At 72.5% G+C, this 16,497-nt stretch carries 14 protein-coding genes; 7 read left to right on the top strand and 7 right to left on the bottom strand.

The features are described from left to right. Positions 1 to 8: 8 nt before the first annotated feature. The 5 genes from KO717_RS17850 to KO717_RS17830 form a co-directional block, all read right to left on the bottom strand. The gene (locus tag KO717_RS17850; RefSeq protein ID WP_301374580.1) at positions 9 to 2,765 is read right to left on the bottom strand and encodes an FtsX-like permease family protein; all 2,757 of its coding nucleotides are present in this window, start codon (positions 2,763 to 2,765) and stop codon (positions 9 to 11) included. Between the two features lie 101 nt (positions 2,766 to 2,866). Then, on the bottom strand, positions 2,867 to 3,613 hold the full coding sequence (locus KO717_RS17845) for an ABC transporter ATP-binding protein (protein WP_301368810.1): 747 nt from the start codon (positions 3,611 to 3,613) through the stop codon (positions 2,867 to 2,869). A gap of 25 nt (positions 3,614 to 3,638) precedes the next feature. Continuing rightward, positions 3,639 to 4,292 carry a PadR family transcriptional regulator gene (locus KO717_RS17840; RefSeq protein WP_301368808.1) on the bottom strand — a complete coding sequence of 218 codons (654 nt, stop codon included), beginning with the start codon at positions 4,290 to 4,292 and terminating at the stop codon, positions 3,639 to 3,641. A 95-nt stretch (positions 4,293 to 4,387) separates the two neighbouring features. Beyond that, positions 4,388 to 4,903: a hypothetical protein gene (locus KO717_RS17835; protein WP_301368806.1), complete on the bottom strand. Its 516-nt coding sequence runs from the start codon at positions 4,901 to 4,903 to the stop codon at positions 4,388 to 4,390. Between the two features lie 194 nt (positions 4,904 to 5,097). Further along, a complete protein-coding gene (locus KO717_RS17830; RefSeq protein WP_301368804.1) occupies positions 5,098 to 6,756 on the bottom strand; it encodes a protein kinase domain-containing protein in 1,659 nt (552 codons plus the stop codon). A 229-nt stretch (positions 6,757 to 6,985) separates the two neighbouring features. Between KO717_RS17830 and KO717_RS17825 the strand changes: the two genes are divergently transcribed. Next, a complete protein-coding gene (locus KO717_RS17825; protein ID WP_301368802.1) occupies positions 6,986 to 8,605 on the top strand; it encodes a protein kinase domain-containing protein in 1,620 nt (539 codons plus the stop codon). A 70-nt stretch (positions 8,606 to 8,675) separates the two neighbouring features. Here the strand turns inward: KO717_RS17825 and KO717_RS17820 are convergent, their stop codons facing one another. Both KO717_RS17820 and KO717_RS17815 read right to left on the bottom strand, forming a co-directional pair. Further along, the gene (locus KO717_RS17820; RefSeq protein ID WP_301368799.1) at positions 8,676 to 9,092 is read right to left on the bottom strand and encodes a pyridoxamine 5'-phosphate oxidase family protein; all 417 of its coding nucleotides are present in this window, start codon (positions 9,090 to 9,092) and stop codon (positions 8,676 to 8,678) included. Between the two features lie 156 nt (positions 9,093 to 9,248). Next, the gene (locus KO717_RS17815) at positions 9,249 to 9,911 is read right to left on the bottom strand and encodes a response regulator (protein ID WP_301368797.1); all 663 of its coding nucleotides are present in this window, start codon (positions 9,909 to 9,911) and stop codon (positions 9,249 to 9,251) included. A 327-nt stretch (positions 9,912 to 10,238) separates the two neighbouring features. Here KO717_RS17815 and pdhA point away from each other — a divergent pair, with 327 nt between their 5' ends. The 6 genes from pdhA (at position 10,239) to KO717_RS17785 (ending at position 16,493) form a co-directional block, all read left to right on the top strand. Then, the gene (gene pdhA / locus KO717_RS17810; RefSeq protein WP_301368795.1) at positions 10,239 to 11,441 is read left to right on the top strand and encodes a pyruvate dehydrogenase (acetyl-transferring) E1 component subunit alpha; all 1,203 of its coding nucleotides are present in this window, start codon (positions 10,239 to 10,241) and stop codon (positions 11,439 to 11,441) included. Further along, positions 11,441 to 12,421, top strand: a complete 981-nt coding sequence (locus KO717_RS17805) for an alpha-ketoacid dehydrogenase subunit beta (protein WP_030010542.1) — start codon at positions 11,441 to 11,443, stop codon at positions 12,419 to 12,421. Before pdhA ends, KO717_RS17805 begins: the two co-directional genes overlap by 1 nt. Positions 12,422 to 12,433: 12 nt before the next feature. Next, a complete protein-coding gene (locus KO717_RS17800; RefSeq protein ID WP_301368792.1) occupies positions 12,434 to 13,861 on the top strand; it encodes a dihydrolipoamide acetyltransferase family protein in 1,428 nt (475 codons plus the stop codon). Between the two features lie 149 nt (positions 13,862 to 14,010). Further along, positions 14,011 to 14,640, top strand: a complete 630-nt coding sequence (locus KO717_RS17795; protein WP_301368790.1) for a hypothetical protein — start codon at positions 14,011 to 14,013, stop codon at positions 14,638 to 14,640. Positions 14,641 to 14,697: 57 nt separating this feature from the next. Next, positions 14,698 to 15,633, top strand: a complete 936-nt coding sequence (locus tag KO717_RS17790) for a GNAT family N-acetyltransferase (protein WP_301368789.1) — start codon at positions 14,698 to 14,700, stop codon at positions 15,631 to 15,633. A 95-nt stretch (positions 15,634 to 15,728) separates the two neighbouring features. Continuing rightward, on the top strand, positions 15,729 to 16,493 hold the full coding sequence (locus KO717_RS17785; RefSeq protein WP_301368787.1) for a hypothetical protein: 765 nt from the start codon (positions 15,729 to 15,731) through the stop codon (positions 16,491 to 16,493). The last annotated feature ends 4 nt before the right edge of the window (positions 16,494 to 16,497 follow it).

Below are 16,497 nucleotides of genomic sequence, written 5' to 3'. Positions count from 1 at the left end.
CCCTGGCCCTACCCCGCGGCCCGGCGGGCCAGCGCGCCGCTGGAGCGGGTGACCAGGGCCGCCAGCAGGGCCGCGCCCAGCGGAACCACGACGAGCAGCCCGCCGAGGGTCTCCCACGGCAGGGAGATCGGTACGTACGGCACCGCTTCCGTCACCGCCGCGAAGCCCTGTTCGATCGACTCCCGGTAGAGCGCCTCCGCTTCCCGCTGTTCCGTCAGGCGCAGGCCGACGGCGGGCAGGATCCCGGCCGCCGAGCCCAGGACGACGCCCATCAGGGCGACCACCCCGCACTGGAAGCCGCTCAGCGTCCGCCGTACCCGCGGCGCCGCGCCCACCGCGGCCAGCGTCTTCAGGTCGGCCTCGGCATCCGCCTGGGCCAGCCCGGTGGCGATGCCGGCCGCGCCGATGGTGACGAGTCCCGCGAAGACGGCGAGGGCCAGCATGACGAGGCTGTTGTCGCCCTCGTAGCCCGCCTCGATGCGCAGGGAGGCCTCCACGCCCGTCCGGTCGATCTCCCCGTCCATCCTCTGGCGCTGCTCGCTGGACGCCGCCCCGTCGAGGCTGAAGTACGAGCCCACGGGCGCGGTGGCCAGTCCGGCGGCCTTGACCGCCGAGGGCGGCAGGATCAGCTCGACGCCCCAGCTCTGGGCCGAGTCGGGAGCCACGTGGACGGGGAAGACCTTGTCCTCACCGGGCGTATCGGGGTAGTGCCCGGTCATGACGTCGTCCTCGCCCTGCTCGGTGATGATCCGCAGGGTGATCTGGCCGTGCCTGACCTGGCGCTTGTCGAAGGAGACGGCCTGGCCGGCCTTGAGGGCGGCCACGGAGCCCGGGTCGGTCACCGCGAGCACGCCCAGCACCTTCTCGTCGCCGACGAGGACGGAATGCCGCGTGCCGAACCGGGATTCCTGGCAGCGCCAGTCCTGGCGCAGTTCCTTGCGCTGCGCCTCGGGGAAGGCCGCGCTGCCCTTGGCGTCCTCGTAGAGCGGGCAGCGCTGCTCCTTGGGCGTGATGATCTCGGCGCGGCCGCAGCCGGGGTCCCCGGAGAACGACTCGCAGCCCGGCCTGCCGACGACCACCCGGTCGATGTCCGCCCGCTGCGCCAGCGGCAGTTCCCGGGCGAGGGCCTCGCGCAGCGCGGGCACCTCCTTGTAGGCGCTGTTCTCGCCGGTCTCCAGCAGTCCGGTGCCGTGCGGCAGCTCGGCCCGGTACTCGTGGCGCATCTGGACGTCGTAGCTCTGCTGGTAGGTCGCCACGGCGACCGTTCCGGCGACGGCGGCCAGTACGGCGGCCACGGCGGGGGCCGTACGCCCGCGGTTGCGCACGGCGTCGCGCAGCGCGAGCCGCGGCGACAGCGGCAGCCACCGCCCGAGCCGGCCGAACAGGCCGACAAGGACCGGCGTGAGGGCGACGATGCCGAGTTCGGCGAGGGCGCTGCCGCCCGCGACGACGGTGCTGCCCAGCTCCGAGGTGGTGCCGTAGAGGGCGATCGCGGCGCCGGCGGCGACGGCGCCCAGGCCGAGGACGGGCAGTACCCGGTTGGCGCGGCGGATGCCGCGGCGGCCGGTCAGCGAGGCCAGCACGGTCTGCCGGGAGGCGGTGACGGCCGGGACGATCGCGGCCAGCAGGCCGGTGATCACGGCGAGCAGGGCGATGCCTGCCAGCTCCAGCGGGCGGAAGTCGAGGCCGCCGAAGCGGTTGCCGAGGGTGTCCTCCAGCACCGGCCGCAGCACGACGGTGAGCAGGACGCCGACGACGGTGCCGGTGACGGCGGCGACGGCGCCGATGACCAGGCCGCCGGAGAGCACGATGGAGCGGATGTGGCGCCGGTCGCCGCCGTTGGCGCCGACCAGGCCCAGCTGGCGGCGCGAGCGGCGGGCGCCGACCGCGAAGGCCGGTCCGGCGAGCAGGCAGATCTCCAGCATGGCCAGGCCCACGATGGTGGCCAGGATGGCCATCTCGACGGCTTTGTTGCCGTTGTTCTCGTACATCGCCTTCGGCTCGTCCCGGTAGAGCGGGACATCGGAGTCGGCGGGCGGGTCGAGGATGACGGCGCGGGAGACGACGACCAGGCCCTTGGTGTTGGCCGCCTTGACCGCGTCCCAGGTGACACCCGCGCCGCCGACCTTGACGAGGTACTTCTCGTCGGCGGTCACGGTGCGCCCGCCGGACGCCAGCAGCGCCTTGTTCAGCGGGGCGATCAGCGTCCCGGGCGGGGCGATGATCTCGGGGCGCCCGAGTTCGTCCGGCAGCTCGTAGGCGCCGACGATCTTGTGCGGGGAGGGTGCGCCGCGCGGGGTGACCGAGGAGCCGACGAAGAGGCCGGAGTCCTTCAGGAAGGCCTGGGTGGCGATGACCTCGCCCGGGGCCTCGGGCAGCCGGCCGCGGTTGAGCGTGATCATGCCCTTCATCAGGGGGCTGTGCGTGTCGATTTCGCGCAGCTGGGTGTCGAGCAGCCCGTGCGTGGTGCGGACCTTGGTGTAGCCGCTGCTGTCCTTGAGGACCTGGGAACCGGCCGGGAGCAGGGACTCCACCGGTTCCGGCTTCTCCCGCGAGGCCTTCGAGGGGTCGTAGTCCTTGTAGCCGCCGACGGGCACGGATCTCGTGCCGTCGGGGGTCTGGTTGACGGGCCCGGAGATGTGCGAGTGGCTGACCCGGGCGTCGGCGTCGCCGAGCGTCCGGGTGACGGCCTGCTCGGGGGAGAGTTCGGCGCTGCGCAGCGTGAGGTCGGCGGCGCTCACCCCGACGATCGGCAGGGCGAGCATCGCGAGGACGAGGGCGCTGCGGCCCTTGGCGCGCCAGGCGTCGCGGCGGGCTATGCGCAGGGCCGCGACCCAGGAGTGGTACCAGCCTTGGAGCGGAGCGGTCACTGGCCGGCCGCCTGCCCGGAGAGCAGGGAGTCGGCGTGGCTGCGCAGGGTCTCGTCGACCACGCTGCCGTCGCGCAGGAAGACCACGCGGTCGGCCCAGGCGGCGAAGCGCGGCTCGTGCGTGACGAGGATCCCGGCGGCGCCCGCGTCGCAGCGGGCGCGCAGCAGGGCGAGGACGGACTCGCCGGTCTCGGAGTCGAGGGCTCCGGTCGGCTCGTCGGCGAGGACCAGGCGGCGGTCGCCGACGAGGGCGCGGGCGATGGCCACGCGCTGCTGCTGGCCGCCGGACATCTCGTCGGGGAAGCGGTCGGCGAGCTGGCCGAGGCCCATCTCCTCCAGTGCGGCGAGCGCGGAGGCGCGGGCCTTGCGGGCGGAGGTCCCGTCGAGTTCCCGGGGCAGGGCCACGTTCTCGGCGGCGGTGAGGGCCGGTATCAGGTTGTAGTCCTGGAAGACGTACCCGATGCTGCGGCGCCGCAGGGCGGCCAGCTGCTTGCGGCTCGCCGCGGTGATGTCGGTGCCCTCGACGATCACCCGGCCGCTGCTCGGGGTGTCGAGGCCGCCCGCGAGGGTGAGCAGCGTGGACTTGCCGGAGCCGGAAGGGCCCATGACGGCGACGAGTTCGCCGGGGAAGACGGAGAGGTCGATCCCGCGCAGGGCGTGCACCTCGGTGGCACCGCTGCCGTGCGTGCGGACGAGTCGGTCCAACTGCAGTACGGGCTGCTGGGACTGGGGCTGGTCAGGCATGGAGTGTCCCCCCTGGAACGGTGGTTCAGCCACGGCGCGTACGAGCGGTACGGGGCGGGGTGGTGGTGGTCGGGGCCGGGGTCCCGGCTGCGGCGGCCTGGGGTCGTTCGGGTTCCGCGGCTCTCCGGTCGGCCGGCAGGGAGAGCCGGACGAGCCGGGCTTCGCAGTGGTCGAGCCAGCGGGCCTCGGCCTCGGTCTGGAAGATCAGCTGTTCCAGGACGAGCAGCCAGGCCACGTCGTCGCGTTCGCGGGACCGGCCGGTCTCGACCGCGGCGAGCGCCGTGGCTTTGAGCCGGGTGTAGTCCTGCATCGCCTTGATCGTGGCGTGCCGCTGCGACTGGATGACCGAGCGGATGTCCACGCCGGGGGCGCCCACGGCCATGGCGAGCTTGATGGACAGCTCGTCGCGGGGCGGGTTGGCCCGGTCGACGGGCCGCTCGTACCACTGGAGCAGCTCGGTGCGCCCGGCGTCGGTGATGGCGTAGAGGGTGTGGCCGGCTGCGTCCTCGCCGCCGGGGGCGACGAGGCCGTCCCGTTCGAGACGGGCGAGGGTCGTGTACACCTGCCCGACGTTGAGGGGCCAGGTGGAGCCGGTGCGGGATTCGAACTCGGTGCGCAGCTGGGAGCCGTACCGAGGACCCCGTTCCAGCAGGGCGAGTAGCCCGTGACGGATCGACATACTCGGTATGTATACCGAGTATGTTCATGCTCGGCAACCGTCCTCAGGCGTACGTCGCAAGGGGGACCCCGCCCGGGGCGGGAGGTCCGGGCCGCTCACATCCCCCGGCGCAGACGCATCCCGAGGTAGCCGAGGCCGAGGCCCATCAGGGCGAATCCGGTGCCGAGCGGCAGTATGTGCGCAGCCAGGTCGGCGGCCCGGTCGTTGGTCCCGCTGCCGAGGGCGGTGACGACCGCCGAAGGCGGGCTCGGGGCGGCGACGGCGGCCGTCGGCGGACGCGGGGTCGTGGCGGTGGGCGCGCTGGGCGCGGCGGGGTCGGCCGGATCGGCGGGCTCGGTACGCGGGCGGGCCGGCAGCGGGCGGGAGGCCACCGTCAGCTCCGGGTTGGCGGGCTCGCCGACCGGCCGCCCGGGGTGCTCGCGTCCGACCCCGGCGACGCTTCCGGCCAGCTCCTCGTAGGGGTCGTCGGGGGAGGCGGGTGCGGCGGGCGCGGCGGCCTGCCGGGCCGGGGTCAGGAAGGGGCCGGCGGACGCGGAAGCGGTGGGCGCGAGCGCGGCGGCGGCCAGGGCCGCGCAGGCCAGCCAGTGCGGCGGGCGGAAGCCTTGGATCACGGGGAGCCCCTCCCGTCCCGAGCCACGAGCTGCTCGCTGCGCGTCAGAGATATGCGCCCAGATTTACATAGTGGGGCAAAAGCGGCATCCCGGACGCCCCATCGGGGTGTCCGGGATGCCGGTGTGTCGCACTGCGCCTGGTGCCGAGCCGCCGGGGCTCCGCCGGGCGCTGCCCCGCGGCGGCGCCGGTCGCGCTATTCGGGGTTGCCGGTCGACACGGTCAGCGTGTACTCCGTGCCTTCCTTGTCGATCTTCTCGCCGGCGGCCGGGGACTGGAACAGCACCGTGTCCTTGCCGTACACGGCCTCGTCCTTCGGCACGATCGTGTACCGGCCGCCCGAAGCCTGGATGCACTCCTTCACGGAGAGCAGGTTCTTGTACTTGAGGTCCGGCGCCGAATACTTGCCCGCCTCGCTGTAGTGCTTCACCGGCTCCGTGCACTTCTTCTTGTCGATCGTGCGCGTGAGGTCGGGCCCCTTGAACCCGGCCTTCGCGGAGGCCGACGCGGACGCGGAGCTCCCCGGGTCCGCCGTGGTGCCCTTGTCCTTGTCGTCCCCGTTCATCGAGATCGCCGCGATCAGACCGCCGATGGCCAGCAGGGCCACCGCGATCGCGCCGATGACCACCGGCCTGTTCCGCTTGCCGTCACCGGACGCCGCGGACGGCGTGCTCGTCGGGGAGATCGTGTACGGCGGCGGGGTCTGCGGCGCGTACTGCTGCTGCGACGGGGACGTGTGCGGGTAGGCGTAGCCGCCCTGCGCGTGCTGGGGGGCCGGCGTCGGCGCGTACGGGGCCGGCGTCGGCGTGTGCGGCGCCTGGTACGGCTGCTGCACCGACTGCGGGGGCGCCTGGTACCCGGACTCCACCGGCGGGAACACGGCCGAAGCCACGCCCGCGCCACTGCTCAGGGGCCCCTGGCCCTGGACGATGACCGGCGCTCCCGTCTGCCCGGCGCCCAGCACCCGCGCGACCTCGTCGCCCATGGCCGCGGCCGTGGGGAAACGCTCGTTCGGGTTCTTCTTCAGGGCCCGTGCCACGAGCGCGTCCATCGCCGGCGTCAGCGACCGGTTGATGGAGGACGGGGCGACCGGCTCCTCCTGCACGTGGGCGTACGCGATGGCCAGCGGCGAGTCCGCGTCGAACGGGATCCGACCGGTCAGCAGCTGGAACAGCATGATGCCGACCGAGTAGAGGTCGGAACGGGCGTCGACCCCGCGCCCCAGCGCCTGCTCGGGCGAGAGGTACTGGGGGGTGCCGACGACCATGCCGGTCTGCGTCATCGAGGTCACCCCCGACTGCATGGCGCGGGCGATGCCGAAGTCCATCACCTTGACCACGCCGCGCTTGTTCACCATGACGTTGCCGGGCTTGATGTCGCGGTGGACGAGCCCCATCTCGTGGCTGGTCTCCAGGGCGGCCAGCACATCGGCCGTCACCTTCAGCGCCTTGTCCGCCGGCATGGCCCCGTGCAGGCGGACGTCCTCCTCCAGCACCGAGCCCAGCGGCCGGCCCTCCACGTACTCCATGACGATGTACGGCATCACCGCGCCGTCGCCCGCGGCGCCGCCGCCGCCGAACGTCACTTCGCCTTCGCCGGTGTCGAACACCGAGACGATGTTCGTGTGCGACAGTTTCGCTACAGCCTGGGCCTCGCGGCGGAATCGTTCGCGGAAGGACTGCTCGCGGCCGAGGTCGCTGTGCAGCGTCTTGATGGCGACCTGCCGGTCGAGGGCCGAGTCGTACGCCAGGTACACGGACGCCATGCCGCCCGCGCCCAGCAAGTCCCTTAGCTGGTAACGGCCACCGGCCAGAGAGCCGCCCGCGTACTGGCCCTGAGTGCCGTCCTGGCTCATGACTGTTGCTTCCCCTCGGGATGTGTCCCCACGCCTCTGGCCGGGCTCATATGGCGCCCAGTCTGCCCGAGGGCAAGCACACGTCAAGCCAGGTGCCCGTTCCGTGACCACACGGGCACAGGCGGCCTTGTCCGAACGGTGACCGGTTCCGAGGCTGTAGCGTTCACCGGAGCACCGACGAAGAGGACGACCGCTGAGCGGCGGCCGAGAGATACGACGGCGAGGACTGATGGCACCCGAACCCGATGGAAACGGCGCCGGGATGACCGATGGTCCTGAGCACTGGGGCGCCGGCGGCCTGGTGGGAGACGGCCGTTACCGGATGACCCACCGGCTGGGCCGCGGCGGCATGGCCGAGGTGTTCGCGGCCGAGGACGTCCGGCTGGGCCGCACCGTCGCCGTGAAGCTGCTGCGCGCGGACCTCGCCGAGGACCCGGTGTCCAAGGCCCGCTTCACGCGCGAGGCGCAGTCCGTCGCCGGACTCAACCACCACGCCGTCGTCGCCGTGTACGACTCGGGCGAGGACAAGGTCGGTCCGAACACCGTCCCGTACATCGTCATGGAGCTGGTCGAGGGCCGTACGATCCGCGACCTCCTGCTCAGCGCCGAGGCCCCGGGCCCGGAGCAGGCGCTCATCATCACCTCGGGCGTGCTCGAAGCCCTCGCCTACTCGCACCAGCACGGCATCGTGCACCGCGACATCAAGCCCGCGAACGTCATCATCACCGAGACCGGCGCGGTCAAGGTGATGGACTTCGGCATCGCCCGCGCCCTGCACGGCGCCCAGTCGACGATGACCCAGACCGGCATGGTCATGGGCACCCCGCAGTACCTGTCGCCCGAGCAGGCCCTCGGCAAGGCCGTCGACCACCGCTCCGACCTGTACGCGACCGGCTGTCTTCTCTACGAACTGCTCGCGCTGCGTCCTCCGTTCACCGGCGAGACCCCGCTGTCGGTGGTCTACCAGCACGTCCAGGACGCGCCGGTGCCGCCCTCGCAGCTGCCGGAGGGGCGTCACCTCCCGCAGGAGCTCGACGGCCTGGTCATGCGCTCCCTCGCCAAGGATCCGGACGACCGGTTCCAGAGCGCCGAGGAGATGCGCGGGCTGGTGCAGTACGCGCTCCAGATGCTGCACGACCAGGGGCCGAACACCGGCACCTGGAGCACCGGCCCGGTCACCATGTCCCTGCCGCACGGGCGGGGCGGCGCCTCTGCCACCACGGCCATGCCCCTGCCCGGGAACGGCGGCCAGCAGCAGTACGGGGCGCACGCCTCGACCTCGCAGTTCCAGCAGCCGATGGTGCCGTCGCTGAACCCGGACGACGGCTCGGCCTTCCCCGGCGGCCACGGCCCGGCCGGCAACGGCGGTTACGACGGATACGACGGCTACGACGACCACGGCGGCAGCGGCAGCCGCTGGAAGGCGTGGCTGTTCGCGGTCCTCGCGATCGTCGCGGTGATGGGCGGTGTGGCCTACGCCGTCAACACCGTGGGCCAGGGTGACAAGAAGAAGCCCGAGACCACCCAGACCACGCCGGGCGACCAGCCGAGCAAGTCGGCCTCCCCGAACCTCACCCCGCCGCCGCAGACCCAGGACAACACCCCGCCCACCAGCGACAGTTCGCCCCAGGCGACCCGCAGCCGGACGCAGAGCTTCAGCCCGACGCCGACGGCCACCGCGACGCACACGCCGACGGGTTCGGCCTCGCCGAGCAGCTCGGCGTCGACGAAGCCCTCGACGACCCCGTCGACGAAGCCTCCGACGACGCCGCCGACCAAGCCCACGGAGACGGCCGGCGGCCCCGGCGGCCCGGTCGGCGGCGGTGGCGGCACCAACTCGGAAGAGTGAGACGGATACGCGGACGGGCCCGGCGGAATCAATTCCGCCGGGCCCGTTCCCGTATCCGCGTGAGCGCGGGTCAGAGCGCGTACTGGTACTCCCGGTCCGCATTCCGGGCCAGTGAGTGCACGGTGACGAACTGGGGTTCTATCCGCATGTAGACGGGGTCGAAGACCTGGCCGTCGATGAAATGCGGAACCGGGCCGAAGAGCTCCAGTTCGGCGTTGGTGGGTTCGGTGACCTGCGCCGTTCCGGTGAACTGGACCGACCAGAGCTCGGGGTCCGACGCATGGGAATTGTCGGCCCCGTAGGCCACCACACTGCCGTTGCAGGCCTGGTGGTAGCCGAAACCGGAATGCATTCTCAAGATCACCCTGCCGTCCGCCACGATATGGCGGGCGAGCGCGAGGAAGGGCAGCGCGCGCATGCTCGTGGCCACGCGGCCGTACGGCACCCGGCGCAGCAGTTCGACGGCGTGGAGTTCCTCGGAGGACATGGCGTCCACTCTCGGCCACGGACACCCCGCCGGGGAAGAGCAGCCCGCCCCGAGGACGGGGGACGTTGGTCCCGAATGGAACACGGGGCCCCGTGGGACCCGCACCGCCACCGGAACGTCACCATGTGTGACGCGCGCGTGCGGCGGGGGTCAGGGTCAGCGCCGCTCGGCCTGCAGGCGGGCCACGTAGGCGGCGGCCTGCGAGCGGCGCTCCATGCCCAGCTTGGAGAGCAGGCTGGAGACGTAGTTCTTGATGGTCTTCTCGGCCAGGTGCAGCCGCTCGCCGATGACGCGGTTGGTCAGGCCCTCGCCGATCAGGTCGAGGATCTTCCGCTCCTGCTCGGTGAGGTGGGCGAGCCGGTCGTCGCCCCTGCCGCTCCTGCCGCCGTCGCGCAGCCGCTCCAGCACGCGGGCGGTGGCGACCGGGTCCAGCAGCGACCTGCCGGCGGCGACGTCGCGTACGGCGCTCAGCAGCTCATTGCCGCGGATCGCCTTGAGCACGTAGCCGGAGGCGCCGGCCATGATCGCGTCGAACAGTGCCTCGTCGTCGGCGAAGGAGGTCAGCATCAGGCATTTGACGTCCTCGTCCTGCGAGCGCACCTCGCGGCAGACCTCCACACCGCTGCCGTCCGGGAGCCGGACGTCGAGGACGGCCACGTCGGGACGGGTGGCGGGGATACGGACCAGGGCATCGGCCGCGGTACCGGCCTCGCCGACGATCTCGATGTCGTCTTCGACCGACAGGAGCTCGTGGACGCCCCGGCGTACCACTTCGTGGTCGTCCAGGAGGAATACCTTGATTTTTCCGTCTTCGCGCACGAAGTCAGTTTCACACACTCACCCCTTCCCTGCCGGAGTTACCCGGGATAACGTGCCGTTGTTCCCGGCCCCTGCAAGGCTGTGACCAGTGGTTGTTCCCGTTGCTGCGTTTTTACTAGGAAATCCAAGCAAAAACGCAGGTCAAACGGGGTTTCGCAGTTATGCGGCGCACTGGGTAACGTGCATTGCGCAGGGCACTCGCCGGGGCACCTGTCACGCCTGAATCCCCGTACGCGAAGCGCACCCACCCCGTGCGCTCGTTACGGATACAGGTGAGCCGCACTGGACCCCGGAGAACCCGGGTGCCGGACCGACGGAGGAGCACACGTGACCGTGGAGAGCACTGCCGCGCGCAAGCCGCGACGCAGCAGCGGCACCAAGCGGGCGGCAGGCGCGGCGAACGCCGCCGCCAAGCCCGCCGCTGCCACCGCGCAGACGCAGGACGCCGTACCTCAGCTCGTACAGCTGCTGACGCCCGAAGGGGACCGGGTAGACAACGCGGACAACGCGGAATTCGCCCCCTTCGTCGCCGATATCACCACCGAAGACCTGCGCGGTCTGTACCGCGACATGGTCATGACCCGCCGCTTCGACGGTGAGGCGACCGCCCTGCAGCGTCAGGGCGAGCTGGGCCTGTGGGCCTCGCTCCTGGGCCAGGAAGCGGCCCAGATCGGCTCCGGCCGGGCGCTGAACGACGAGGACTACGTCTTCCCGACCTACCGTGAGCACGGCGTGGCCTGGTGCCGCGGGGTCGACCCGACCAACCTGCTCGGCATGTTCCGCGGCGTGAACCACGGCGGCTGGGACCCGAACACCAACAACTTCCACCTCTACACGATCGTCATCGGCTCGCAGACGCTCCACGCGACCGGTTACGCGATGGGCGTGGCCAAGGACGGCGCGGACTCCGCGGTCATCGCCTACTTCGGTGACGGCGCGTCCAGCCAGGGTGACGTCGCGGAGGCCTTCACCTTCTCCGCCGTCTACAACTCCCCCGTGGTGTTCTTCTGCCAGAACAACCAGTGGGCGATCTCCGAGCCGACCGAGCGCCAGATGCGCGTGCCGCTCTACCAGCGCGCACAGGGCTTCGGCTTCCCGGGCGTGCGCGTCGACGGCAACGACGTGCTGGCCTGCCTGGCCGTGACCCGCTGGGCCCTGGACCGGGCCCGCCGCGGCGAGGGCCCGACCCTGGTCGAGGCGTTCACGTACCGCATGGGCGCGCACACCACCTCCGACGACCCGACGAAGTACCGGCGGGACGAGGAGACGGCGGCCTGGGAGGCCAAGGACCCGATCCTGCGCCTGAAGGCCCACCTGCTGGCCACCGGGGGCGCCGACGAGGCGTTCTTCACGGAGCTGGAGGCCGAGAGCGAGGCCATGGGCAAGCGCGTGCGCGAGGCCGTGCGCGCCATGCCCGACCCGGACACCATGGCGATCTTCGAGAACGTCTACGCGGACGGGCACGCGCTCGTCGACGAGGAGCGCGCCCAGTTCGCCGCCTACCTCGCGTCCTTCGAGGAGGGTCACTGATGGCTGTCGAGAAGATGTCGATCGCTAAGGCGCTCAACGAGTCGCTGCGCAAGGCCCTGGAGCAGGACCCCAAGGTCCTGATCATGGGTGAGGACGTCGGCAAGCTGGGCGGTGTCTTCCGGATCACCGACGGCCTGCAGAAGGACTTCGGCGAGGAGCGGGTCATCGACACCCCGCTCGCCGAGTCGGGCATCGTCGGCACCGCCATCGGCCTGGCCCTGCGCGGGTACCGGCCGGTCGTGGAGATCCAGTTCGACGGTTTCGTCTTCCCCGCGTACGACCAGATCGTCACGCAGCTCGCGAAGATGCACGCGCGCGCCCTGGGCAAGGTCAAGATGCCCGTCGTCGTGCGCATCCCGTACGCGGGCGGCATCGGCGCGGTCGAGCACCACAGCGAGTCCCCCGAGGCGCTCTTCGCGCACGTGCCGGGCCTCAAGGTGGTCTCCCCCTCGAACGCGAGCGACGCCTACTGGATGCTCCAGCAGGCGATCCTCAGCGACGACCCGGTGATCTTCTTCGAGCCGAAGCGCCGCTACTGGGACAAGGGCGAGGTCGACTTCGACGCCATCCCCGGCGAGCTGCACAAGGCGCGCGTGAGCCGCGAGGGCTCGGACGTCACCCTGGCCGCCTACGGCCCGATGGTGAAGGTCTGCCTGGAGGCCGCGGCCGCGGCCGCCGAGGAGGGCAAGTCGGTGGAGGTCCTCGACCTGCGCTCGATGTCCCCGGTGGACTTCGACGGGATCCAGGCCTCGGTCGAGAAGACCCGCCGGCTCGTGGTCGTCCACGAGGCGCCGGTGTTCCTCGGCGTGGGCGCGGAGGTCGCCGCCCGCATCACGGAGCGGTGCTTCTACCACCTGGAGGCGCCGGTCCTGCGCGTGGGCGGTTTCCACGCCCCGTACCCGCCGGCCCGCCTGGAGGACGAGTACCTGCCCGGCCTGGACAGGGTGCTCGACGCCGTCGACCGCTCGCTGGCGTACTAGGAGACCCGCGTCATGACCATCCGCGAATTCAAGATGCCCGATGTGGGCGAGGGCCTCACCGAGGCCGAGATCCTCAAGTGGTACGTCCAGCCCGGTGACACGGTCACCGACGGCCAGGTCGTCTGCGAGGTCGAGACGGCCAAGGCCGCCGTGGAACTGCCGATCCCGTTCGACGGGGTCGTGCACGCGCTCCTCTTCGAGGAGGGCACCACGGTCGACGTCGGCCAGGTCATCATCTCGGTGCAGACCGGCGAGGCGGAGGCTGCGGCCCCCGTCCAGGAGGTGGCCGCTCCGGCCGCCGCCGAGGCGGCCCCGGCCGCCCGCCAGCCCGTGCTGGTCGGCTACGGGGTCTCCGAGGCCTCCACCAAGCGCCGCCCGCGCAAGGCCGCCCCGGCGCCAGCCGTGGCCGCGCAGAACGGCACGGCGGCCGCGGTGGCCGCGCCCGCTCCGGCGGCTCCGGCCGCACCGGCGCCGCTGCCCGCCGTCCCGGCGCAGCCGGCCGGTGAGCGGCCGCTGGCCAAGCCGCCGGTGCGCAAGCTCGCCAAGGACCTCGGCATCGACCTGGCCTCGGTGGTCCCCACCGGCGACGGCGGGGTCGTGACCCGGGAGGACGTGCACGCCGCGGCCGCCGCGGCGATCACCCCGCAGGCAGCCGCCCCCGCGGCGGCTCCGGCCGCCGCCCCGGCCGCTGTGGCCGCGCCCGTCGCGGTGGCCGCGGCCCCCGCGGCCGACGCCTCGGCGCGGGAGACCCGTATCCCGGTCAAGGGCGTCCGCAAGGTCACCGCGCAGGCCATGGTCGGCTCGGCCTTCACCGCGCCGCACGTCACCGAGTTCATCACCTTCGACGTGACGCGCACGATGAAGCTGGTCCAGGAGCTCAAGGCCGACCCGGACCTCGCGGGGCTGCGGATCAACCCGCTGCTGCTCATCGCCAAGGCCGTGCTGGTGGCCATCCGCCGCAACCCGGACGTCAACGCGTCCTGGGACGAGGCGGCCCAGGAGATCGTGCTCAAGCACTACGTCAACCTGGGCATCGCGGCGGCCACCCCGCGCGGGCTGATCGTCCCGAACATCAAGGACGCGCACGCCAAGACCCTCGGCGAGCTGTCGGAGTCCCTGTCCTCGCTGGTCGCCACGGCCCGTGACGGCAAGACCTCCCCGGCGGACATGCAGAACGGCACGATCACCATCACCAACGTCGGCGTCTTCGGCGTCGACACCGGTACGCCGATCCTGAACCCCGGCGAGTCCGCGATCCTCGCGGTCGGCGCGATCAAGCTCCAGCCGTGGGTCCACAAGGGCAAGGTGAAGCCGCGCCAGGTCACCACCCTGGCGCTGTCCTTCGACCACCGTCTCATCGACGGCGAGCTCGGCTCCCGCTTCCTGGCCGACATCGCGGCGGTCCTGGAACACCCCCGCCGCCTGATCACCTGGTCGTAGCGGCACGTACGACGCCCCACCCGATGGCCGGTCTCCCCCGCGGAGGCCGGCCATCGGCACGGGCGGAACCGACCGGCTCCCCGAGCGCCTCTCCGTGACGTAGACGTAGACGTAGGCGCGGGCGTAGGCGCAGGCGAAGGAGCGGCGGGATGGCGGACCAGGGGGCCGCGCTGCCGGTGGCATCGGAGACGACGCTCGTACGCGAGGTCTTCGGTCCGCTCGGCGCGCTCGTCGAGTGCGGCTCGGCGCTGGAATCGGTGTCGGTGGGCGCGTTCGTCGCGCGTCACCGCGCCGAGCTGGACCGGGCGCTGGACGTGGTGCGTCGGCTGGGTGACTTCCACGCCGAGTCGATGGACGTCATGGACGGGCTCGGTTACCTGCGGGAGCACGACGTCCCGCCGGTCACCCTGCTGATGTGGTCGGGACGCATCGAGGAGTACACCCCGGACCTCGGCGCGCCGGAAACGGTGCGCCGCATGGCCCGGATGGGCGCCGACCTCCAGCTGGCGCATCTCCTCCAGGCGCTGGTGGGGGTGGCTGCCCTGCGCGGTGGCGAGGACGTGAAGTCCGGGGCCCGGGAGATCGCGGAGGTGATCGGCGCGGTGTGCGCGTGGGGCGGGCCCGGCCGTGGGCGGTCGCTCCATGAGGTGTTCCTGATGTGGCGGGTCGCGTTCCTGCCCGGCCTGCTGATGCCCTCGTCGGGCTCGGCGGAGCCCTTCGAGCGGCGCCTGCGGGAGTACGCGCACGCGCTGGAAGGGATCGTGGAACGGCGGGAGTGACCGAGCCGCGGGGTGAAACCCCTGGTCGGAGCGGTGACCCCGTGTGATCATCGGCCAATGATCTTTCGTGCTGCCCTCGCGGACCCCGCGGACCTCGACCGTGCCGTCGCCCACCCCGCCGACGGCCCCGTGCCCGCCCTGACCGCCGAGCGGATCCGGGAGGAGCTCGCGGAGAACCAGATCCGGCCCGAGTGGATCTGGCTCGCCGAGGACGAGGACGGGCGGATCCTCGCCCGCGCCCTGTGGTGGGGGCGCGCCGACAGTGAGCGGCCCGTCGCGCTCGACTGCCTCCAGGTGCGGGGGGACGTGGCCGACCCGGCCGAGGTCGCCGCCGCCCTGCTGGAGGCCGGGCACGCCGCCTTCGGCAAGCGGCCCGGCTACAACCTCTCGCTGCCCCGCGACTGGCGGGAGCAGCCGGAGCTGGCCGCGGCCGTCGCCTGGCGCCGGCAGGCCGCGACCGCGGCCGGGCTGACGCGCGAGATCGAGCGCCTGCGCTACGAGTGGACCCCGGACGCCGGCACCGCCGAGCCCACCGGCCGGCTCGTCTTCCGCGAGGGCACCGACGAGGAGATGCTGGACGCCTTCGTCCGGCTCTCCCACGACAGCCTCGACCTGACGACCCGGCACGAACTGGAGCTGATGGACGCCGAGCAGCTGGCCCGCGAGGACTTCGAGTTCTACCTCGACTGCCCCGGCGAGCGTTCCTGGTGGCGCCTGGCCCACCTCCCGGACGGCCGCCTCGCGGGCCTGGCCGTCCCGTCGGCGACCCCGTACCACCGCAACGTCGGCTACCTGGGCGTCGTACCGGAGCAGCGCGGCCAGGGGCTGATCGACGAGATCCTGGGCGAGATCACCCGTTTCCATGCCTCCGAGGGCGCCGGGCGCATCACCGCGACCACGGACACCGTCAACGTGCCGATGGCCGCCGCCTTCGACCGTGCCGGCTACGAGGTCACCGAGATCCGCCTGGTTCTGGAGGCCCCGAGCCGGTGAACCCGGCCGGTCCCCCGTCCCCGGACCTCCGGGGCTCCGTGTGAGCGCGACCGGCCGCCCCGGGAGGTAACCTCCGCCCGGGGAAGGGGGCGCGGGTGTCCATCGCCGAATTGCAGGTGTACTCCGTCGAGGAGGCCGACGTCACGGGCGGGGTGTGCGTGGTCCGGTGCGTCGGCGGGGTGGCACGGGCCGGACAGGTCTACGCCGTCGGGGAATCCAGGATCGGCCTGCGCCGCATCGAGCGCCACGGGCGGGCCGTCGGCTCCTTCGACGCCGGGCACGTCGCGAGGGTCCACCTCGCGGGCGCCATGGTCGCGCTGCTCACCCGGGGACAGGTGCTCACCTCGGTGCCGCCCGACGGGCACTCGCTGGAGGAGCTGGAGGCCTGGCTGGCCACCGGCCCGCCGCTGCGGGACGAACCGCACCCGCGGACCCTGCGCGTCCTGGCCGGGGTGCGGATGCGGGACGAGCGGCTGCCGGACGGGATCCGGCTGCGCTGGGGCCGGATCGCGCTGGCCGCCACCCACCGCTGCGCGCGGGCCGAGGGCGGGCCCGATCTGCTCCGGGCGCCCGAACTGGCCTCCGTACAGGTCTATCTGATCCAGCAGTTCGGCCCGGACGAGGGCGGTGACCCGGCCGCCCTGTGCCGGGAGCTGCTGGCGCTGATGGACCTGACCCCGGAGCAGGCCGTGGCGCAGGGCCGGGTCTGGCGGGACCTCCCGTACCACCGGATCCGGCACCTGCGCCGGATCAAGAGCCTGATCCCGTGGCTGGTGCTCGTGCGGCCCCACCTCGCGGACGCCGACCCTTCGGCGCAGGCGGTCGACGCCTGGGAGGCGGTCCGGCCCAGCCTTCCCTGAGGGC

The sequence above is a fragment of the Streptomyces xanthophaeus genome (assembly GCF_030440515.1).
Lineage (GTDB): Bacteria > Actinomycetota > Actinomycetes > Streptomycetales > Streptomycetaceae > Streptomyces > Streptomyces kutzneri.
This window is presented reverse-complemented; position numbering and strand designations above follow the sequence as displayed.